The organism is Alistipes putredinis DSM 17216 (assembly GCF_000154465.1).
GTDB lineage: Bacteria > Bacteroidota > Bacteroidia > Bacteroidales > Rikenellaceae > Alistipes > Alistipes putredinis.
This window is the reverse complement of record NZ_DS499577.1, coordinates 1079924-1098852: the sequence shown is the minus strand read 5'-3', so window position 1 is coordinate 1098852 and position 18929 is coordinate 1079924. Positions and strand designations below refer to the sequence as shown.

Sequence of the window (18929 nt, the reverse complement as noted above, 5' to 3'; positions counted from 1 at the left end):
ACGATCCCGCTCCTGCGGTACGCCGCAAAATAGCCCCCGACCGTCACAACAGGTTACCGGATCGTATTTTTATCCAACTTTTTCACCCGGGCCAGCAAACGGTAGATCATATAGCCCGATGCGGCGAAAAGCACGAGCGCAACGACGTAAACGATCGTATAAAGTGTATCGCTGCCGATAACCGAACGTATCGTGGCCCCGTCCAGTCCGACCATAATCAACAGGAAAGCCGCGCCGTTGTTCATGGCATGGAGCAGAACGACCGAAAAGATCGAATTGGTCTCGATGTAGATGAAACCCAGGATCAGGCCCATCACGAAAGCATTGACCGCCAGCGCCGGATGTCCGTGCAACACGGCGAAGAACGCCGACGAGAGGAACAAAGCCGCTACGACGCCGTACTTGGCCCGCACCGACTCGAGAATGATGCCCCGACAGAGGAACTCTTCCAACAGAGGAGCCATAACCACCAGCGTAATGATCGCCCAGAAGCCCCGGCCGTAAACTGCGGACGAAGGCATCGGAAGCAGCTCCACCACCGGTTCGATGACGATACCGGCAGCCAGCATCATCACCAGTCCCCAAAGCAGCAGAACCGGATTGAGGCCCCGCGCCGAAAAGCGCAGCGTCTTGCGCGTTCCGTGCCGCAAGCGGCGATAGAACAGCGTGAAAAGAATCATCAGTCCCATCGTCACCAGGTAGGTGAAAGCCGTAAAACGCGCCAGAGCGTCCTGTTGTTCGGGCGTCGGAGCGACGTTGCCGCGCAACAAGTCCCAGTCCGGAAAATCGAACCCGGCGAGACGGGCGGCAAGCAGTCCGACGAATTGCAGCAAATACCAGATTCCTACCAGAGCCAACAGGTCGATAAGGGTCGGAAATCGGTATTTATGAGCCGGTTGCGGCGTTTGTCCCCGATCGGATGTTCCGGGAGTATCCCCAACAGGAGCTTGCGGACGGACATCGGACGGAGTCGTGGAATCGGTATGTGCCATAGCTTCTATGTTTTATCTTCGGTATAAAGACCTGTTTTACGCTTCGAAGATAGGCATTTTTCAGGTATCGTTATGGTTTTTCCCGATAAAATTCGTATTTTTGGCCGATTATAACCCGTTAAAATCAGCAAACATGGCAAAGGTCATCGCATTGGCCAATCAGAAAGGCGGCGTGGGCAAGACGACCACGGCCATCAACCTCTCGGCGTCGCTCGCGCTGCTGGGCAAGAAAGTTCTCCTGCTGGACGCCGATCCGCAGGCCAACGCCACGTCGGGACTGGGCTTCGATATCAACCTGGAGGGCATTTACGAGTGCATCACCGGAGCGAAGACGGCGGCCGACGTAATCCTCCAAAGCCCGGACGTAAAGAACCTCTGGCTGCTCCCCTCGTCGATCGACCTGGTGGCCGCCGACACCGAGCTACCGAAGATGGAGAACGGACACCACGTGATCCGCCGCATCGTGGAGAGCGTGCGCGACCGTTACGACTATATCCTGATCGACTGCTCCCCCTCGCTGGGCTATACGACGGTGAATATCCTTACGGCCGCAGACACGGTGCTGATTCCCGTACAGTGCGAATACCTCGCGCTCGAAGGGCTCTCGAAGCTGCTCAACACCATCCGCATCGTCAAGAACGGACTGAACCCGGCGCTCGAAATCGAAGGCTTCGTGCTGACGATGTACATGCGCAACCGCCTCAACAACCAGGTGGTGAACGAAGTTCGCAACCACTTCGGAGAGCTGGCCTTCGACACAATAATTCAACGCAATATCCGTTTAGGAGAAGCCCCCTCGCACGGAAAACCCGTCATCTTGTACGATGCTTCCGCCGTCGGGTCGGCTAATTACCTCACGTTGGCCAAGGAGCTCCTGAAACGCAACCGCAAAAGCAATCAAAAAGCAAAATAGCATTATGAAACAGAAGGGATTAGGACGCGGTCTGGACGCCATTTTCGGGAGCGAACACCTGGATGCCAGGCTCAAACCGATGACCGAAATGGCGGAGATCTCCGTTTCGGCGATCTTCCCCAACCCCACGCAGCCGCGCACGGAGTTCGATGAAGAGGCGCTCGAAGAGCTGGCCGACTCGATCCGCACGCTGGGCGTAATCCAACCCATCACGGTCAAACGCACCGACGACGGACGCTACCTGATTATCAGCGGCGAACGCCGCTGGCGGGCCGCCCGCAAAGCCGGACTGGAGTCCCTGCCCGCCTATATCCGCGAAGTGGACGACGAGAACCTGCATGCTATGGCCCTGGTGGAGAACATCCAGCGCGAAGACCTCAACGCCATCGAAATCGCCCTGGGAATGCAGCGGCTGATCGACGAATGCAACCTCACGCAAGAGGCGCTCTCGGAAAAGGTCGGCAAAAAACGCTCGACGGTGTCGAACTACATGCGCCTTTTGAAACTGCCCAACGAAGTACAACTCGCCCTCAAGGAGGGGCTTATCTCGATGGGACACGCCAAAGCGATCGCCGGAGCTCCCGAAGAGTTGCAACTGCGCCTGCTCAAAAAGTGCATCCGCAAGGGACTCTCCGTGCGCCAGATCGAGGAACTGGTCCGCGCACTGACCGACCCTGCGGCAAAACCCGCAGCTCCGGCCGAAGACGAGGAGTATCCCGAATCGTATGCGCGGCTGGTGGAGCAGCTCGAAAAATTCTTCTCGCAGGAGATCAGCATCAAACGCTCGAAAAACGGCGGCGGTCGCATCGTGATCGACTTCTCGGACGACCGGGACATCGACCGCTTCATCGAAAAATTCGAGAAAAGAGGCGCTTCCGCCGAAATCCGCAACAATAAATAGATGAAACACACCCGGGGATATATCCGTCTGTTGGTGCTTTTCGCCTTTCTCGCATTGTGCGGAGCAGGCGAAGCATCGGCCCAAGTTCCGTTGGACCGTTACCGTAGCGCGAAAACTTTCGTGCGCAGCGGTCTGATGCCCAAACCGGACAGCCTGGCCAAAAACCATCTTACGGACTCTCTGCTACTGATGCGGGTGGACTCTCTGCTTCAGGACAGTACCCTGCGCGATTCGCTGCTGCGTTCGGGCATCGATTCGCTGCGGCTCCGGGATTCGCTGGCTGCGAGACTGCACCCGCAATTCGTCCCCGACTCGGCCCTGCTTCTGAAAACCGACTCCCTGCCCGCAGCACTCGGAGCGCCCGACTCGCTCGCAGGCCGAAAAGACCTCCGCCCCCGGCGCGATACCATCTCGCTGTCGGGCGTAAGTTGGATCTCGCTGGTAGCGCCCGGTTTCGGACAGATCTACAACAAGCAATATTGGAAGCTGCCGATCCTCTACGGAACGGTAGGTGCGGGACTGACCCTCTTCTTCCACGAAAACAACACCTACAAACCTCTCAAACGACAATACAACGCCCTGCTGGAAAACGGTACGGCCCGCACGGAGGAGTTGGACGACGTACAGTCCCGTATGATCCGCAGCAATACGCGCAGGCAGATCTATCTCGGGCTTACGGTCGCCTCCTACCTTTACTTCCTGGGCGATGCGGCGGTCAACTACCGCTACGACGCCTCCCCCGTAAAGAAAGCCACGACACTGGCCACGATCTTCCCCGGTGCCGGACAAGTCTATAACAAAAGTTACTGGAAACTGCCTTTCGTCGTAGGCGGACTGGCAACCACGATCTATACCATCGACTGGAACAATCGCGGCTACAAGCGTTTCAAGAAAGCCTACTCCGATCGTAGCGCCTACGACAAAGCCCTGGAAGAGCACCAGAAAGACCCGGAGCACCATCCCGACCCGCCTGTAGCCAAGGGCGAATTCGGTACTAAGTACTCAGCGGAATTTCTCAAAAACCTCAAGGACAATTACCGCCGCAACCGCGACTTATGTATCATCATCACTGCCGGACTTTACGTGCTGCAAATCATCGACGCCCATGTGGACGCTCATCTGAAAAGTTACGACATTTCGGACGATTTAAGCGTAGAGTTCACGCCGGCGGTGAATTACGTCTATTCCCCGACCGTCGGCGGACACCGCCCGACTTTCGGATTCAACTTCAACCTGAATTTCTGATTCCATCATGAGAAAGATCCTCGCCTGCACCCTCTTTCTTTCGATCCTCCTCGGCTGCGCGACCGCAACCGCCCAGAGCCGCAAAGAGCGCCGTGCCAAGAGAAAAGCCAAGACCGAAAAGCAGGCTTCGAAATCGACCCATACTCCCGTTTCGGTCAAACCGGAGAAAACAGTGACAGAAAAAACGACCGTACAGCAAACGGAGCCTTACTGTCCGGAACTGAATCGCAATCTCACCCCGGCCCAGATCGACTCGCTCGTGGCTCTCTGGCGGGAAAAGCAGACTCTGCAATCCTACGATACGTTTTTCAACGACTACATCGACATCGACAGCCTCGCTTCCTCGAGTGACACGACCCCCGATTCAGTCTATGCCAACCGCCTGCGGGCACTCGTATCACCGGTGCAACTCCCCTTCAATCCGATCGTCAAAAACTACATCCGCCGTTACGTCGATACCCGTTACGGGACAATCAACCGGGTGTTGAGCCTCTCACGCTACTATTTCCCGCTGATCGAGGAAGAGCTCATCAAGGCCGACCTGCCCGTCGAGCTGCGTGCCCTGCCGATCATCGAATCGGCTCTCTCGACCACGGCCACCTCTCCGATGGGTGCTGTCGGACTGTGGCAATTCATGCCCGCGACAGGCAAAAGTTACGGACTGGAGATCAATTCGTTCGTCGATGAACGTCGGGACCCGGTGCAAGCGACCCGCGCCGCCTGCCGTTATCTGAAGGACCTTTACAGCATCTACCACGACTGGACACTCGCCATCGCCGCCTACAACTGCGGCCCGGGCAACGTAAACAAAGCCCTGGCCCGCGCCGGCGGAGGGACGACCTTCTGGGACATCTACGAATACCTGCCCCGCGAAACTCGCGGGTATGTACCGGCCTTCGTCGGAGCCTCCTATGCCTATGCCTACCACCAGCAGCACGGTATCCAGAGCGAAAACCCGCCCATGCCGCTGGCGACCGATACGATCCGCGTCACCCGCCTGCTCCACCTGGGACAAGTAGCCTCGACACTCGACATTCCCATCGAAACTTTGCGGACACTCAATCCGCAATACAAAATGGACATCATCCCGGCTACGATCAAAAGCTACACGCTGGTACTCCCCCAGCACTACCTCTGCCAGTACATCGCCAGCGAAGAGGAGATTCACCGGAAGGACTCCACCTATCTGAAAGAGTACATCAATCCGGCCAACATCGAAAAGAAGAAACTCGCGGACGCCACCCCCGCATACACCACCTACACGGTCAAGCGAGGCGATACGCTGGGTGCGATCGCCCGCCGTTACAGAACCACTACGGCACAAATCATGAAGCTGAACAAGCTGAAAAACGCCAACAAGCTGCGGGAAGGCCAACGGCTCAGGATCCCGATCCGCCGATAATCTTCGTCCGATGAACACATCGACCGATACCATCGTCGCTCCCGCCACCGCTTCGGGCGGAGCCATCGCCGTCATCCGATTGAGCGGTCCCGAAGCCATCGCCTGCTGCGACCGCATCTTTCGGGGGCGCAAACCGCTGGCCGAAGCCGCCGGGCACACCCTGCACTACGGCGAAGTCATAGACGGGGACAGAACGATCGACGACGTAGTCGCGGCCATCTATCGTGCACCGCACTCCTACACGGGCGAAGATGCCGTCGAGCTATCGTGTCACGGATCGCCCTACATCGTCTCCGAAATCATCGCACTCCTGCTTCGCTCCGGCGCTCGTATGGCGCAACCGGGCGAATTTACCATTCGGGCCTTCCTCGCAGGCCGGATGGACCTCGCGCAGGCCGAAGCCGTCGCCGATCTGATCGCCTCCGATTCCCGGGCTTCGCACGCCATGGCCTCGACCCAGATGCGGGGCGGATATTCGGCGGCACTGGGTGCGTTGCGCGACGAACTGCTGCAACTGGCCTCGCTCCTCGAACTCGAACTCGACTTTTCGGAAGAAGACGTTCAATTCGCCGACCGTGCACGCCTGCGGGAGATGATGCACCGCATCGAAAGCGAAATCACCCGCCTGACGGACTCGTTCAGACTCGGCAACACCATCAAAAAAGGGGTGGCTGTCGCTATTGTCGGAGAACCCAACGTCGGCAAAAGCACCCTTCTGAACCGTCTGCTGGGCGAAGAGCGGGCCCTGGTATCCGACATCGCAGGCACCACACGCGACACGATCGAAGAGACGCTCAATATTGACGGCGTTCTGTTCCGCTTCATCGACACCGCCGGGCTGCACGATACCGCCGACCGCCTGGAACAGATGGGCATCGACCGCACGCAGGAGATGATCCGCCGCGCACAAATCGTACTTCAGGTCGTCGATGCGACCTGCCCGATACCTCCCGCCATACAGATTACGTCCGAACAGACTCGCTTGCTCATCGTCAATAAATGCGACAGCCCGGATGCACGTATCACCGAATCGAAGGTATCCTCCGGCTGCGGGATCGAATATAGAGTATCGTCGGCAAACCCCGACACTCTTTTCATCTCGGCAAAAACCGGCGAAGGAATCGAACGGCTCCTTGCCAGACTCCGCGCGACTTTCGACACCGGAAGCATCTACGACGGCGATCCCGTCATCTCGAACAGCCGCCATCTGGAGGCCCTGCGCCAAGCCCTCGACGCCCTGCACCGAGCCCTCACGGCCCTCGATGACGATCGTTCGGCCGACCTCTTAAGCGAAGACATCCGCCAGGTCATCCACCACCTGGGCACCATCACAGGCGAAATCACCAACGACGATATTCTCAGCCAAATATTCTCGAAATTCTGCATCGGAAAATAGGTCGTCATTTTTCCAATTAACCAAAACGCCATTTCGCCAGCACATCATCGGCATATAAACAGCAATAACAAAGCTATTTACAGTTTTATCTGCCAAACAAAATTTTCTCATCTCTTTGCTGTACGGATGCAAATAATTTGTTACTTTTGTGTTGCTATTCTGTTACTCGGCCAAAATGAGTAACAGAAGTAACAAAAATCATTCAACGCAAAAGGATATGGCGGAGATCAAAGAACCGATCCGGATCAGGCGCAAGAAGCTGACGAACGGGAACGTCAGCCTCTACCTCGACATCTACCTGAACGGAAAGCGGGAATACGAATTTCTGAAACTGTACCTCATTCCCGAAAAGACAAAAGCCGACAGGGAGGCGAACCGGCAAACCCTCCAACTCGCCAACTCGATCAAGGCACGGCGCATCGTCGAGGTGCAGAACGGCGAGCATGGCTTCAAGTCGGCATACGCCTCCGACACCCTCTTCTTCGACTACTACCGTGCGATGTGCGCCCGGCGGCTCGGAGCGGAGAGTACCGGAAATTGGGGGAATTGGAAATCATGCCTGAAACACCTCCAAAAATACGAGCCGAACGAGCGGATCAGGTTCTCGCAGATCACGCAGGAATGGGTGCAGGGATTTCGGGACTATTTAGAGAAAGATGCGTGCGCGTGGAGCTGCGACGAGCGGGATCGCATCAAGGATCATCCGCTGTCTCGCAATTCACGGGTCAGCTACTTCAATAAACTGCGGGCCTGCCTGAATCAAGCATACGAGGATCGCATCATACCTATCAACCCCATGAGGGGCGTCGAGGGTTTCAAGGCCGAAGAGGGAACACGCATGTACCTGACCATCGAAGAGGTGCAGCGGCTCGCTCAAACAGAATGCGAATATCCGGCCATCAAGCGGGCGTTCCTGTTCTCCTGCCTGACGGGACTGCGCCGCTCCGACGTGATCCGTCTGACATGGGGCGATGTGCATCAGCAGGGAGAGTTCACTCGGATTATCTTCAAACAGAAGAAGACCAGCGGACAGGAATATCTCGACATCCCGCCGCAGGCCGCCGAACTCATGGGCGAGCGCGGCAAGGACGCCGAGCATATCTTCCCCAACATCCACTCTCCGAGTTGCACCAACGAAACGATCAAAAGGTGGGTATTGCGGGCCGGAATCCATAAGGATATAACCTTCCATTGCGGCCGCCACACGTTCGCGGTGATGATGCTCGACCTCGGAACCGATATTTATACGGTCAGCAAGCTACTCGGACATCGGGAGCTATCGACCACGCAGATTTACGCAAAGGTGCTCGACAAGAACAAGCAGGCAGCGGTCGCCAAGATACCCGACATATTCTAACGAAGAAAGGCATCGGTTTCGATGCCTTTTTCTATTGCTGGAACATCATGCCCCGTCCGGTCAGGAGCCATGTCGCGGATATGCCGCAATCCCGAACCAGCGGAACGAGCCATCCGACCTCGAAATAGCCACGATTGCGGTCTTTACGCTGCGTATAGAAATGAGGCGGAGCTATCGAATTATCCCGGCAATATTCGGCGATACTCTTTATCAGCCGATTCTGTACGGCAATGTCGAACGCCGTGAAAAACCGCTCCATAATAGCCAACGTATTGTCGCTGTAAACCCGTCTGCGGCTCATTTCTTCTTCCCCTTGATTAGCGTCTTTTCCTCCGATTTAAGCCGTCGTTCGACTTTCTTCACATCTTCGCCCGCAGGGAGCTGTTCGGGGACGATACCCCGGCTCAAAAGCATATTGCGGACGGCGACGTTGTTATCGACATGCTCCTTTTCTATCGCCATCTGTCCGTGCAAATTCTTCTGCTCGGCATTTACAGAGGTCATTTCGGCGGCAAAATCTTTCGCTTTGATACCGATCGTCGGCAGAAAGTCGGCCAGCGGACGGGAATCGGGTGCACCGAGTTTGCGCTTTACCAATGCTGTATCAAGATGGAACAAAGCCCTATCCCCTTTCGACCGGATAATCGCAAAACCCCGGCTATCGACGCCGCGCTCATACAGGACGCCTGACAGTCGTTTTTCGGTTTCTGCCAGCTTCGCGCGAGCCTGCACCCGTTCGTAATCGAGGATTCTCTGCTGCACCAACTCCGCTCTACGGGTCTGCACAGCGAAATAGTTTTGTGCAAATGCGATCTGCGGCTTGCGGGGATCGCCGTTCTGCGCAATCAGGTAGCAGGCATAGCGGGTCAGCATATAATCATCAATCTCGCGCTGCGCACCTTTGGCAAGTTCGATCATTTTCCCGACGCGGGGAAAATGATCCTCGACATGCTCTCCTGCGTTTACACACGCATCCCGCGCCTTTTCGATTACATTGTAGAATTTTTCCCACTTCGAATAGCCGAGAAGCCCGCAAAGTTCTCGCGCACTCCAACATTCGATCCCCTCATACTCATTGGCGATAGATTCGAACTGCTCGAACAACTCCTTTATCTCTTCTGTTTTCATATATCCGACCTCTATTTATTATTCTTTTCTATAATCCCGATGAGCCGATCCATCTGCTCGTCCTTTTTTTCGAGCAGGGCGATGAATTTCTCCGACAGCGCATTGATCTGATTCGAATCACCCGATACCGCGATACCGTGATCCGTCGCTACCGTATTCCCGCTACCCTCATAGAAATAACAAACACTTTTGTTGGTAACACGGGCAATATCCTCGATCAACCCACTTTTGACATCCTCGGATTTCAGGGCACTATGCAGACGTTGATCCCCATTATGTCCGAGCATCCGCGCAACATCCGCAATTGTGATGCCCTCCGAGCGAAGTATGTCCTTTATCTTCTGTCCTGTCATATATGTTTGTATATCACAATGTTATTCTTATTCAAACGCAAATCCCAATCTATGCCAAATATTTTTCTTTGCAGAAAACAAAGAAATATGTTGGTTATCCAAACAAAAGTATTTATCTTTGCCCTTGCAATACGGGAAGATATTGACGCATCAATAAAATCCGTCGGGTGCAAATATATAAAAATAGTACCTAACAAGTGAATAATTATCGACGAAATATGAGCAGAACAGAGAAAAAATCATTTTTCGACCTCTATGCGGAGCAGAAAAAGAAGCCGACGCCCGCGCAGAATTTCATCGCCGAGATCGCTGCGCTCACGCATCGTTCCGAGAATACGGTCAAGATGTGGCTCTGCGGTCGGCAAGTCCCCGACGAGCTGACGCAGAGTATCATAGCCCGTCGCTACAACCTGAATATAAACGGCCTCTTCCCAAAATCGGAGGTGCAATCCAATGAAATATGAAAGCTCTGCTGAATTGGCGATACTACGTTCTGATGGTCGTCGGTATGATCGCCGTTATCGGGACATTCTCCGTCCCCATAGACGACCAACCGCTCGGAGCATGGCTGCTCGCCCTGATAATCCCGAAGATCATCGGATTCGGGGCTTGGTATCTCATCTTTCGGATGTGCGACTATTGGGACGCTCGCGGGCTGATTCCCGAAATGTCGAAAACGATGCAGGAGGAGGACGACACATGGGAGTAGAGGAAAGATTGGAACGTATCGAGCGGCTTCTACTTCTCGGTTCGAAAGAGGTGCTCAATACCTCGGAGATCGCCCTGTTGCTCGGCATATCCGAAAGCCGCGTGCGGCATTTGACGAGTGCAAAGAAGATTCCGCACTACAAGCAGGGCAACAAAATCTATTTCAGGAAAAAGGAGATCGAAGCATGGCAGCTTCAATCCCGCGTCCCGACCGACGATGAAATCCGCAGCAGGGGCACGACCTACGCCGTAACGCATAAATAGCAGAGATATGAACGACAACCCTAATATTCAGGAATCCGAAAGCCAATGCAAGCGCATACTCGCCTACTTGCTGAACGGCAGCCGGATCACGAGCCTCGAAGCATTGCGGCTCTTCGGGTGCATGAGGCTCGCATCGCGCATCAGCGACCTGCGGAAAAGCCATCCCGAAATCAAATTCAAAGCGACGAGGGTTGAGACGACGACGGGGAAAAGGGTCGCTCAATATTACATCGAGAGTATTCAGTAAACATTCAATTCAACGCAAATGAAAACGGTAATCATTAAAGAAATCAGGCTCCTCAATTTCAAGGGACTGCGTAATCTGACGGTCGAGTTCGACCCCGCGCTCACGGAGATTTACGGGCGCAACGGCATCGGCAAAACTTCGATCTTCGACGGGTTCACATGGCTCCTGTTCGGCAAGAACAGCGAGGACAGAAAACAGTTCGGCATCAAGACCTACGACGAGGCCGGAAACATCATCCCGAAACTCCCGCACGAGGTATCGGCCGTCCTGCTGGTCGATGGCGAGGTCGTAACCCTCTGCCGTCGGTTCAATGAAAAATGGACGAAGAAACGCGGCTCGGCGGTCGAGGAGTTCGTCGGACATGAAGAGGAACGCCTCTACAACAACGTACCCTGCTCGGTCAAGGAGTGGAACGAGAAGATCGCCGCCATCTGTCCCGAACAGGTATTCAAGTTCATCACCAATCCCCTCTACTTCACATCGCAGTCGGTAGATACGCAGCGGTCGATGCTCTTCCGTATGGCCGGAGGTATCACCGACGAGGAGATAGCCGCCGGAAATGCCGATTTTGCGGCCCTCCTTGCCTCGCTCACGGGTAAGACGATGGAGGAATACAAGAAAGAGATCGCCGCGAAAAAACGCCGTCTGAAAACCGAAATCGAGGCCATCCCCGAACGTATCGACGAACGCCGCCGCGATGTGCCGGAGGCGGAGGATTGGGCGGCCCTCGAAGAAGAACTCCGCCAAAAACAAGAGGCACTCGCAAAGGTCGAGGAACAGATTAACGACGCATCGAAAGCCTATGCCGCCGCGAATGAGGAACGGCTTGCAACGGTGCGCAAAATCAGCGACCTGAAAAACGAACGGCTGGCCCTCGAACTCAAAATCAAGGACGAAGTACAGGCCCTCTACCGTTCCGACAAGGCCAAGCAGCGGGCCGCTGCCGAGGATTTGGAGCGGGCGAAGCGCGACAAAGCCGCCGCCGAGCGCGACCTCGCCAATGCCCGCCGAGAGGTAGAGGTATGCACCGATCGCCGCGCCGAGCTTATCAAGCAATGGCAATCAATCAATGCCCGCAAGCTCGTATTCGATGAGAACGAGTTTATTTGCCCGACCTGCAAGCGCCGTTTCGAGATCGAGGAGATCGAGAGCCGCCAGCAGGAGATTACCGAGAACTTCAATCGCCGGAATGCCGCCGACCTCGAAGAGAACAATCGTCGCGGCAAGGAGAACAAACTCCGCATGGAGGAGGTGAATCAATATATCAGCGAAATCGAGGAAAAGATCGCCGAGCAGGTATCTATCATCTCCGAAATCGAAATGAGCGGCATCCTCACGGCAAAACTCATCGAACCCGACGCCACCCCGACCATCGCGGCCAACACCGAGTATATAGCACTCGGAGAACAGATCGCAGAACTCGAAAAGGAAGTTTCGCAGCCCATAGCCGCCACAGAGGATGATTTTTTACGCGAGGGACGCGATTCTCTTACCGTCGGAATCGACGCGCTCAAATCGCGGCTGATGAAGCGCGAACAGATCGAGAAGAATAACCAGCGCATCGCCGAACTCGAAAAGTCTCTCCGGATGCAGTCGGAAGAACTCGCGCAGTTGGAGGGTATCGAGTTCACGATGGCAGCTTTCTCGAAAGCCCGCACGGAGGCCATCGAAAGCAAGATCAACGGGCTGTTCGACTTCGTGAAGTTCCGCCTCTTCGAGACACAGATCAACGGAGGTGAAGTGGAAACGTGCGAAGCAATGGTGAACGGCGTGCCGTTCTCCGATGCCAATACCGCAGGGCAATTCAACGCGGGTATCGACATCATCAACGCGATATGCCGTTTCGAGGGCATTTCCGCCCCGATTTTCGCCGATGGTTCGGAAAGCGTCAATACCCTGCATCCGACACAATCGCAGGTTATCCGCCTGTTCGTATCGCTCGACGACAAGCTCGTCATCAAGCACAACGGAAATCCGGCTCAACCGAAGAGCCTTTTCGACTAATAATCATTCACTTAAAATTCAACGCAATTATGAAAACCGAAGAACAGAAAAGCGCATTTATCCTCCGCGTGGAGGAGATGGTAAAAGAGATCGAAACGCTGATGCAGGAGGGGGGGGGCAATGAGAGGTCTTGCATCCTCCTCGTAAACGAGAAGCCGCAAGACAGCGACATGACGGCCCAATGTATAGCGATCATGGGAAGCGGCAAAAGGCTAATCGAAAGCATGGCCGCATTCATCGAACGGCCCAACATGGCAGAAGTCGTGTCTCTCAGTGCAAAACTCGCCGCTCTTAAAAAACTCGCAGAAAATTAACATTCAAAATCAACCTTACAATGAATCAAGCAATCGCAAAGCAGGATCGCCCCGTCGATCTGCTCAAAGCAACAATCAATGCTCCGTCAATACAGGAGCAGTTCAAGAACGCCCTCGGCGAGCACAAGGATACGTTCGTCGCATCGCTCATCGACCTCTATACGGGCGACAAATCCTTGCAGACCTGCAAGCCCTCGGCAATCATCATCGAAGCACTCCGCGCGGCAACCCTCCGCCTACCTCTGAACAAGGCCCTCGGTTTCGCCTACATCGTGGTTTACAACAACTCGGTAAAAGTAACCAACGAGCAGACCGGACGCGAGGAATGGATCAAAGTTCCGACGCCGACGTTCATCCCCGGCTACAAGGGCTATATCCAGCTCGCCATGCGAACGGGGCAGTACCGGACGATCAATGCCGATGTAGTCTATGAGGGCGAAGTCCGCAAGGTGAACAAGCTCACGGGAGAGATCGCTTTCGACGGCGAAAAGACCTCCGACAAGATCATCGGCTACTTCTGCTATTTCGAGCTGCTCAACGGCTTTTCCAAGACGCTCTATGTAACCGTCGAGGATATGGCCGCCTACGCCAAGCGGTATTCTCCCTCCGTGAAGAAAGAAACGACCGTCGCGCAGCTCATCGCCAAAGCCAACGACGGCATCATCGGCAAGAAAGTCGGATGGGAGGGCAACTTCAACGACATGGCTCTGAAAACGGTGATTCGCCGCCTGCTGTCGAAATACGGCTATCTCTCCGTCGAGATGCAGAACGCGATGGCTCACGATGTCGAGGATGAGGCCATGTCGAACCGCAACGACACGCTCGATAATGCCGCAGCGCAGACGGTCGATCTCTCGGCAACGGAATACGAGGAGGTCGATACGGAAACGGGGGAAGTCAAGGAAACCGGATCGGAGCAGGCCGCACCCGCTCCTGCACCTGAATACTGATCTGACGGCACGAGAGTATGATCTTGAAATGTTTGGGGAGTTCATCACGGGGCAACTGCTACATCCTCGAAGCGGCCGATGAAACTTTGATCGTCGAGGCGGGAATACCGATGCGCGACATCAAAAAGGGTCTCGGCTGGCAGCTCGGCAAGGTGGTAGGATGCCTCGTATCTCACCGACACGAAGATCATGCAAGGTCGTTGAACGACTTTCTCACCTGCGGCATCCGCGTACTGGCTCTCGCCGATGTATTCGACGCCGCCAATCCGAGAAATCGCGTATTCTGCAAGATAATCGAACCGATGCACGGCTACAAAGTGGGAGGCTTCAAGGTCTTCGTACTGCCGGTCGTCCACGATGTGCCGTGCGTCGGGTTCGTCATCGAGCATCAGGAGATGGGACGCCTGCTTTTCATCACCGATACGATGATGCTGGAATACCGGCTGCCGAACCTGAATCACATCATGATCGAGGCGAACTACTCCGATGCAATCTTGCAGCGCAATATCGACAGTGGGCGGATGCCTCCCGCCATGCGGGGACGGCTGCTGGGTTCGCACATGGAATTGCAGACGACGAAAGAGATTTTGCGGACGACCGACCTATCGGCGGCAAATGAGGTGATTTTACTGCATCTCTCCGACGGCAACAGCAATGCCAAAGGATTCGCCGAAGAAGTTCGGCAAATCGCCGGAAAACCGGCATATATCGCCCGTGCAGGATTGGAGGTCAATCTCGATAAAATGCCCTACTGATATGCGACCCGTGCCGAACGATATAGTTTCAACGCTGATCCGCTACCTGCCGCAGATACTCGAAAACGTGCAGATAGACAGCGGAAATACGCGGCTCATCAATGCCGTAAGACTGACAAAAAGGATTATTCCACGATTAAAGAAAATTGAGAATGAAAAAAATACCAAACCCTAACGGAAACAAATTCGTCTTGCCAAAGGGATATACTGACCTCGGATGGCAACTCGATTTTAATGCTTCCGAACTAAAAAAATGTAGGGAAGCCGGGCATATCCGGCGGAAGTTCGATAATTCCAAATACCTGTATCGGTGTAACGATGTGGTATATATCTGCGATCAATGCAAGAATGTACACCATGTCGATATGAGTGATTAAAAAATCGAATGCAATGCTGATAGTAAAGCAGGACAAGACCCGCAAGGAGGAAGAGGGACAGATATTCGTCGAACTCACGATTTACCGTGATGTCAGGAATATCGCAGACTGCAACCGCCTCGGATATTGGTGCGACAAAGCGCATCTGTCGCACTTCATCATGGAATGCGCGAAATGTTTTACGCAAGACGAATTAAAAAACATACTGAAAATGAACGGAAACAATATTTACATCGAGAAAAACAACCTGCTCGATGCCTACAAGAAAGGCAATGCCGATAACAAGAAGATGCTCGAAAATCTCTTCGGCAAGGAGATGTTCCGCCCGAAAAACATCATGGAGCGCATCAAGACCTTTGATGACGCATTCAAGGAACTCGGCGAGCACCATCCGCTCGTAAAAGAATACCACAAACGGCATCTGTTCCTCGAAGACGATTCGGATATTAGCTCCGATCTCGTAGCCTACCTCAAACTCCGCATCATTATCGCCGCTCTCAACGAGGGTTGGACACCGCAGTTCACCGAGGACGAATACCGCTACTTCCCGTGGTTTTGGCTCTACACCAAGGAGGAGATCGCCAAGATGGACAAGGAGGAGCGCAAGAAAGTTGTCCTGTTCGGCGGTCATGCGGATGACGGCTCGTCTGCCGGTTTTGCGTATGCGTATTCGCGTAACGCGCCCTCGAGTACGCATGCGGCTGTCGGGTCTCGCCTTTGCTTCAAATCGTCCGCGCTGGCGAAATACGCAGGTGAACAATTCGCTGAAATCTACTTTGCTTTCGTGGGGAAATAGATGATGGGAGGATGGATAAAAATATATCAAACCATTCGGGAGCATTGGATATGGAATGATCCGCGAAAATTGAAGTGGTGGATCGACCTGCTGATGCTCGCCGAATGGAGAGATAGCAAACGCCTTGTTGGATCAGACCTCGTAACCATCAAACGGGGGCAATTGATCGCATCCGTCCACTATCTCCGCGAGCGGTGGGCATACAAAGATGACAACGGGGTGCAGCGCAAGCCGTCCGAGCATACCATCCTCAAATTTCTATCTCTCCTCGAAGCAGATCAGATGATAAGCCGCGCGAAACACCCTGCCACCCGTGCAACGATGATTACGATAGTTAATTACGATGATTACCAGCAGAATAGCACAGCAGGATGCAACGAGGGCAGCAACGACCCCTGCAACGACGGGTGCAACGATCCCTGCACAGAAGATAAGAATAATAAGAATATAAAAGACAATAGAGAGGGGAAAAGTGGAAAAAGCGAAAAACGCTTTTCCCCGCCCTCTATCGAGGAGGTTGATTCTTATATCAGGGAAAAGGGGTACACGGTGGATGCCGAGCGATTCGTGAACTTCTACGAGAGCAAGGGATGGTATGTCGGCAAAAACAAGATGAAAAACTGGCGTGCGGCGGTGGCAACATGGCAAAAAGAAGACAACAAACGAAATGGGATCAATCAACAAAGATCATGTGATAAACGTCGAGGGACTGAGGCGACAGCTACTCGCCCGGAAGACTACGAGGGGAAATTTTAAGTGGTCGGTGAGCTTGAAGCAGGCAGCGGACATTCTGCTGGCAGCATATCAGGCGGAAGTCGAATACCGCCACCGCAGGTTCATCGAGGACAAGGCGACCAAAACCAACATCGAACGGCTGGCCGCATTCCTGATCCGCGACGATGCCAAGTTCGGGGTAATGCTCTGCGGCGTACCCGGCAATGGTAAAACAACTCTCCTGTATGCCTTTCAGTCGGCGGTGAATTGGCTCAACGACATAGGGCATTTCGAGGGCAAACGGGCCGGTATTCGGATCGTCGATGCAAAGGAGGTAGTTATGCTCGCAAAGGATTTCGAGGCATTCCGTAACCTACGCAATATGCCGATGATCGCCATTGAGGACATGGGGCGCGAACCGATAGAGGTTCTCGACTATGGGAACATCCTCAATCCGGTTGTCGATATGCTCGAATATCGCTACAACATGCAGCTCTTCACGTTCATCACGACCAATCTCACGAAATCGCAAATCCGCGAGAAGTACGGCAACCGCATCGCAGACCGATTCAACGAGATGCTCGAAGTCATCATTTTCAAGAATGAGACCTATCGGGACAAATGAAATTAAGGCGATTTGCCGCGAGTTTCAGGTAACGGCGATAAGATGGTCGGATAATCCGAAATAATGCGGCATATCGCAGAAAACAGAGCAAAGACACAAAATTCAACGCAATGGGGACAGAAGTAAAATTAAAACGGGAGGCAATCGAGCGACGCATCGCCGAATTGGAGGGCAAGATGCCCGACATCCAAGCCTCCAAAGAGGGAGCCGAAGCGCGGGCAACGATCCGCAGGCTGAAAGCGCGGCTCAAAACCTATCCGCAAGAGCCGAAAAAGCGGATTTACAAAGTCAAGGCCCGATTCATTTTCGACGGCGTTTTCGAGATTCGCGCCCACACTCGCAAAGAGGCCGTGCAGATGGCAAAAATCGGATGCGGGATGAACATCGGAGAAATCCACACCTGCTACGGGACTGACGTAGATTGGGAATTTGATTGCAAACCGGATAAAATCGTGAAATAACCGATACCATGACACAAGACGAATTTGACGCACTACGATTTTGCGCAGGCATGATCGCAGAATACAGAGGAAGCTGGTATAAAGTCATATCATGCAACTTTCCCGAACGCTTATTTGCCTTATGCGATGACAGCGGAATTGATGCAGACGACCCGATGTGGGTGCGTTGCGAAAATGTTTCACAAGTAAGATATAGTTAATCATGATTCACATAGGAGCTATCAGGAAAATATTTCGCGGCTGGCGCATCCTCATCTGCGCATGGGTGGACGACAATAGCCCGCTGAAATCGCAGTTTTTCATGCTCTTTCGCGGCGATAACGGGAAAGAGTACATCAGGATCGGAAAGGGGTACGACCCCAAGACAGACACCTACCCACGCATGGTCGTTACGCGCTGGTCGATCATCCGGTATGTCGGGGAACGCCATTGGGAGAAATCCTTTGTGTGGTTCGGCCTCGGTAAATTCATGGACGGCAGGGATATGTAATAATCAATAATTCAACGCAACTATGAAAGAGAATAAAATCAGTATCGAAATCACCGCTGACGGTTGGAAAACCGATGTAACGATCAACGGCAAAACCTATTCCGAACGGCATATCGGACATTATGGCAGCTCGGAGTGCGTCGAGGGGAACTTTGAAGAAGATGATGAAATCCCCGAATCAATCTACGATGCGCTCAACGACTTTTTCTGCTTCGGCTGCCAACAGGCATTGGCGCAGTTTGAAATTGAAGAGGGAATCGAGGAGGAATAGTCATGGAGATCAAACCAAAATTTCAGTTCGTCGAGGGTAGTTTCGATACCCAACGGGTAAAACTACTCTGCATACCGGATGATAATCACGGACGGGTCGATCTCTGCATCAAAGACCCCGACTGCGGATGGAATATCCCTATCGGCCAAATAAAGCTATTCAGCCGCGATTTGTACCGCGACTTCAAAGAAACACTACCCGACGCTACGAAACTCGGAGAAGAGATCGCACGTCGATGGAATGAATGCGAAACCAAAAAATAAGGC

At 53.7% G+C, this 18929-nt stretch carries 25 protein-coding genes; 21 read left to right on the top strand and 4 right to left on the bottom strand.

What is annotated here, in order from left to right:
• Window positions 1-53: 53 nt before the first annotated feature.
• Window positions 54-992 carry a CPBP family intramembrane glutamic endopeptidase gene (locus tag ALIPUT_RS12110; RefSeq protein WP_004328760.1) on the bottom strand — a complete coding sequence of 313 codons (939 nt, stop codon included), beginning with the start codon at window positions 990-992 and terminating at the stop codon, window positions 54-56.
• A 133-nt stretch (window positions 993-1125) separates the two neighbouring features.
• Between ALIPUT_RS12110 and ALIPUT_RS05465 the strand changes: the two genes are divergently transcribed.
• From ALIPUT_RS05465 to ALIPUT_RS05440, 6 genes are all read left to right on the top strand, one after another.
• Window positions 1126-1905 (top strand): ParA family protein, encoded by a 780-nt coding sequence (locus tag ALIPUT_RS05465; RefSeq protein ID WP_022460001.1) that lies wholly within the window; start codon window positions 1126-1128, stop codon window positions 1903-1905.
• A gap of 4 nt (window positions 1906-1909) precedes the next feature.
• Window positions 1910-2806 carry a ParB/RepB/Spo0J family partition protein gene (locus ALIPUT_RS05460; protein WP_004328758.1) on the top strand — a complete coding sequence of 299 codons (897 nt, stop codon included), beginning with the start codon at window positions 1910-1912 and terminating at the stop codon, window positions 2804-2806.
• Window positions 2807-4051: a DUF5683 domain-containing protein gene (locus tag ALIPUT_RS05455; RefSeq protein ID WP_004328757.1), complete on the top strand. Its 1245-nt coding sequence runs from the start codon at window positions 2807-2809 to the stop codon at window positions 4049-4051.
• A 7-nt stretch (window positions 4052-4058) separates the two neighbouring features.
• On the top strand, window positions 4059-5453 hold the full coding sequence (locus tag ALIPUT_RS05450; protein ID WP_004328756.1) for a lytic transglycosylase domain-containing protein: 1395 nt from the start codon (window positions 4059-4061) through the stop codon (window positions 5451-5453).
• Between the two features lie 10 nt (window positions 5454-5463).
• Window positions 5464-6849 (top strand): tRNA uridine-5-carboxymethylaminomethyl(34) synthesis GTPase MnmE, encoded by a 1386-nt coding sequence (mnmE, locus tag ALIPUT_RS05445; RefSeq protein ID WP_004328755.1) that lies wholly within the window; start codon window positions 5464-5466, stop codon window positions 6847-6849.
• Between the two features lie 217 nt (window positions 6850-7066).
• Window positions 7067-8206 carry a site-specific integrase gene (locus ALIPUT_RS05440; RefSeq protein WP_004328754.1) on the top strand — a complete coding sequence of 380 codons (1140 nt, stop codon included), beginning with the start codon at window positions 7067-7069 and terminating at the stop codon, window positions 8204-8206.
• 31 nt (window positions 8207-8237) lie between these two features.
• Here the strand turns inward: ALIPUT_RS05440 and ALIPUT_RS05435 are convergent, their stop codons facing one another.
• From ALIPUT_RS05435 to ALIPUT_RS05425, 3 genes are read right to left on the bottom strand one after another with little or no spacing between them, the layout of a single operon-like run.
• Window positions 8238-8507 (bottom strand): hypothetical protein, encoded by a 270-nt coding sequence (locus ALIPUT_RS05435; protein WP_004328753.1) that lies wholly within the window; start codon window positions 8505-8507, stop codon window positions 8238-8240.
• Window positions 8504-9334, bottom strand: a complete 831-nt coding sequence (gene dinD, locus ALIPUT_RS05430; RefSeq protein WP_004328752.1) for a DNA damage-inducible protein D — start codon at window positions 9332-9334, stop codon at window positions 8504-8506. Before dinD ends, ALIPUT_RS05435 begins: the two co-directional genes overlap by 4 nt.
• Before the next feature lie 11 nt (window positions 9335-9345).
• A complete protein-coding gene (locus tag ALIPUT_RS05425; protein ID WP_004328751.1) occupies window positions 9346-9687 on the bottom strand; it encodes a hypothetical protein in 342 nt (113 codons plus the stop codon).
• 218 nt (window positions 9688-9905) lie between these two features.
• Here ALIPUT_RS05425 and ALIPUT_RS05420 point away from each other — a divergent pair, with 218 nt between their 5' ends.
• From ALIPUT_RS05420 to ALIPUT_RS05350, 15 genes are all read left to right on the top strand, one after another.
• A complete protein-coding gene (locus ALIPUT_RS05420; RefSeq protein ID WP_004328749.1) occupies window positions 9906-10151 on the top strand; it encodes a hypothetical protein in 246 nt (81 codons plus the stop codon).
• The gene (locus tag ALIPUT_RS05415) at window positions 10148-10396 is read left to right on the top strand and encodes a hypothetical protein (protein WP_004328748.1); all 249 of its coding nucleotides are present in this window, start codon (window positions 10148-10150) and stop codon (window positions 10394-10396) included. The genes ALIPUT_RS05420 and ALIPUT_RS05415 overlap by 4 nt, the downstream gene beginning before the upstream one ends.
• On the top strand, window positions 10387-10659 hold the full coding sequence (locus ALIPUT_RS05410; protein ID WP_004328747.1) for a helix-turn-helix domain-containing protein: 273 nt from the start codon (window positions 10387-10389) through the stop codon (window positions 10657-10659). The genes ALIPUT_RS05415 and ALIPUT_RS05410 overlap by 10 nt, the downstream gene beginning before the upstream one ends.
• A 7-nt stretch (window positions 10660-10666) precedes the next feature.
• Window positions 10667-10906: a helix-turn-helix domain-containing protein gene (locus ALIPUT_RS05405; RefSeq protein ID WP_004328746.1), complete on the top strand. Its 240-nt coding sequence runs from the start codon at window positions 10667-10669 to the stop codon at window positions 10904-10906.
• A gap of 18 nt (window positions 10907-10924) precedes the next feature.
• Complete coding sequence (locus ALIPUT_RS05400; protein WP_004328745.1) at window positions 10925-12910, top strand: AAA family ATPase; 1986 nt, start codon at window positions 10925-10927, stop codon at window positions 12908-12910.
• Window positions 12911-12939: 29 nt separating this feature from the next.
• Window positions 12940-13224, top strand: coding sequence for a hypothetical protein (locus ALIPUT_RS05395; protein ID WP_004328744.1), 285 nt, complete (start codon window positions 12940-12942; stop codon window positions 13222-13224).
• A gap of 8 nt (window positions 13225-13232) precedes the next feature.
• Window positions 13233-14174: a recombinase RecT gene (locus ALIPUT_RS05390; protein ID WP_261794178.1), complete on the top strand. Its 942-nt coding sequence runs from the start codon at window positions 13233-13235 to the stop codon at window positions 14172-14174.
• A 17-nt stretch (window positions 14175-14191) separates the two neighbouring features.
• Complete coding sequence (locus ALIPUT_RS05385) at window positions 14192-14929, top strand: MBL fold metallo-hydrolase (RefSeq protein ID WP_004328741.1); 738 nt, start codon at window positions 14192-14194, stop codon at window positions 14927-14929.
• Between the two features lie 390 nt (window positions 14930-15319).
• Window positions 15320-16102: an SWIB-MDM2 domain-containing protein gene (locus ALIPUT_RS05380; protein WP_004328738.1), complete on the top strand. Its 783-nt coding sequence runs from the start codon at window positions 15320-15322 to the stop codon at window positions 16100-16102.
• Window positions 16103-16858, top strand: coding sequence for a hypothetical protein (locus ALIPUT_RS12105; RefSeq protein WP_004328737.1), 756 nt, complete (start codon window positions 16103-16105; stop codon window positions 16856-16858). It abuts the gene before it with no gap.
• 7 nt (window positions 16859-16865) lie between these two features.
• Window positions 16866-17441 (top strand): P-loop NTPase family protein, encoded by a 576-nt coding sequence (locus ALIPUT_RS05370; protein ID WP_004328736.1) that lies wholly within the window; start codon window positions 16866-16868, stop codon window positions 17439-17441.
• Between the two features lie 110 nt (window positions 17442-17551).
• On the top strand, window positions 17552-17902 hold the full coding sequence (locus ALIPUT_RS12100) for a hypothetical protein (RefSeq protein ID WP_004328735.1): 351 nt from the start codon (window positions 17552-17554) through the stop codon (window positions 17900-17902).
• Between the two features lie 202 nt (window positions 17903-18104).
• A complete protein-coding gene (locus ALIPUT_RS05360; protein ID WP_004328734.1) occupies window positions 18105-18392 on the top strand; it encodes a hypothetical protein in 288 nt (95 codons plus the stop codon).
• A 22-nt stretch (window positions 18393-18414) separates the two neighbouring features.
• Complete coding sequence (locus ALIPUT_RS05355) at window positions 18415-18663, top strand: hypothetical protein (RefSeq protein WP_004328733.1); 249 nt, start codon at window positions 18415-18417, stop codon at window positions 18661-18663.
• 2 nt (window positions 18664-18665) lie between these two features.
• Window positions 18666-18926, top strand: coding sequence for a hypothetical protein (locus ALIPUT_RS05350; RefSeq protein WP_004328732.1), 261 nt, complete (start codon window positions 18666-18668; stop codon window positions 18924-18926).
• Window positions 18927-18929: the final 3 nt, after the last annotated feature.

Coding starts and splice junctions, on each gene's coding strand:
- ALIPUT_RS05355 (WP_004328733.1), top strand. CDS start 18,415: ATGAAAGAGAATAAAATCAGTATCGAAATCACCGCTGACGGTTGGAAA.
- ALIPUT_RS05465 (WP_022460001.1), top strand. CDS start 1,126: ATGGCAAAGGTCATCGCATTGGCCAATCAGAAAGGCGGCGTGGGCAAG.
- ALIPUT_RS05395 (WP_004328744.1), top strand. CDS start 12,940: ATGAAAACCGAAGAACAGAAAAGCGCATTTATCCTCCGCGTGGAGGAG.
- ALIPUT_RS05350 (WP_004328732.1), top strand. CDS start 18,666: ATGGAGATCAAACCAAAATTTCAGTTCGTCGAGGGTAGTTTCGATACC.
- dinD (WP_004328752.1), bottom strand. CDS start 9,334: ATGAAAACAGAAGAGATAAAGGAGTTGTTCGAGCAGTTCGAATCTATC.
- ALIPUT_RS05435 (WP_004328753.1), bottom strand. CDS start 8,507: ATGAGCCGCAGACGGGTTTACAGCGACAATACGTTGGCTATTATGGAG.
- ALIPUT_RS05440 (WP_004328754.1), top strand. CDS start 7,067: ATGGCGGAGATCAAAGAACCGATCCGGATCAGGCGCAAGAAGCTGACG.
- ALIPUT_RS05415 (WP_004328748.1), top strand. CDS start 10,148: ATGAAAGCTCTGCTGAATTGGCGATACTACGTTCTGATGGTCGTCGGT.
- ALIPUT_RS12105 (WP_004328737.1), top strand. CDS start 16,103: ATGATGGGAGGATGGATAAAAATATATCAAACCATTCGGGAGCATTGG.
- ALIPUT_RS05405 (WP_004328746.1), top strand. CDS start 10,667: ATGAACGACAACCCTAATATTCAGGAATCCGAAAGCCAATGCAAGCGC.
- ALIPUT_RS05420 (WP_004328749.1), top strand. CDS start 9,906: ATGAGCAGAACAGAGAAAAAATCATTTTTCGACCTCTATGCGGAGCAG.
- ALIPUT_RS05460 (WP_004328758.1), top strand. CDS start 1,910: ATGAAACAGAAGGGATTAGGACGCGGTCTGGACGCCATTTTCGGGAGC.
- ALIPUT_RS12100 (WP_004328735.1), top strand. CDS start 17,552: ATGGGGACAGAAGTAAAATTAAAACGGGAGGCAATCGAGCGACGCATC.
- ALIPUT_RS05360 (WP_004328734.1), top strand. CDS start 18,105: ATGATTCACATAGGAGCTATCAGGAAAATATTTCGCGGCTGGCGCATC.
- ALIPUT_RS05410 (WP_004328747.1), top strand. CDS start 10,387: ATGGGAGTAGAGGAAAGATTGGAACGTATCGAGCGGCTTCTACTTCTC.
- ALIPUT_RS05450 (WP_004328756.1), top strand. CDS start 4,059: ATGAGAAAGATCCTCGCCTGCACCCTCTTTCTTTCGATCCTCCTCGGC.
- ALIPUT_RS05385 (WP_004328741.1), top strand. CDS start 14,192: ATGATCTTGAAATGTTTGGGGAGTTCATCACGGGGCAACTGCTACATC.
- mnmE (WP_004328755.1), top strand. CDS start 5,464: ATGAACACATCGACCGATACCATCGTCGCTCCCGCCACCGCTTCGGGC.
- ALIPUT_RS05425 (WP_004328751.1), bottom strand. CDS start 9,687: ATGACAGGACAGAAGATAAAGGACATACTTCGCTCGGAGGGCATCACA.
- ALIPUT_RS12110 (WP_004328760.1), bottom strand. CDS start 992: ATGGCACATACCGATTCCACGACTCCGTCCGATGTCCGTCCGCAAGCT.
- ALIPUT_RS05400 (WP_004328745.1), top strand. CDS start 10,925: ATGAAAACGGTAATCATTAAAGAAATCAGGCTCCTCAATTTCAAGGGA.
- ALIPUT_RS05455 (WP_004328757.1), top strand. CDS start 2,807: ATGAAACACACCCGGGGATATATCCGTCTGTTGGTGCTTTTCGCCTTT.
- ALIPUT_RS05380 (WP_004328738.1), top strand. CDS start 15,320: ATGCTGATAGTAAAGCAGGACAAGACCCGCAAGGAGGAAGAGGGACAG.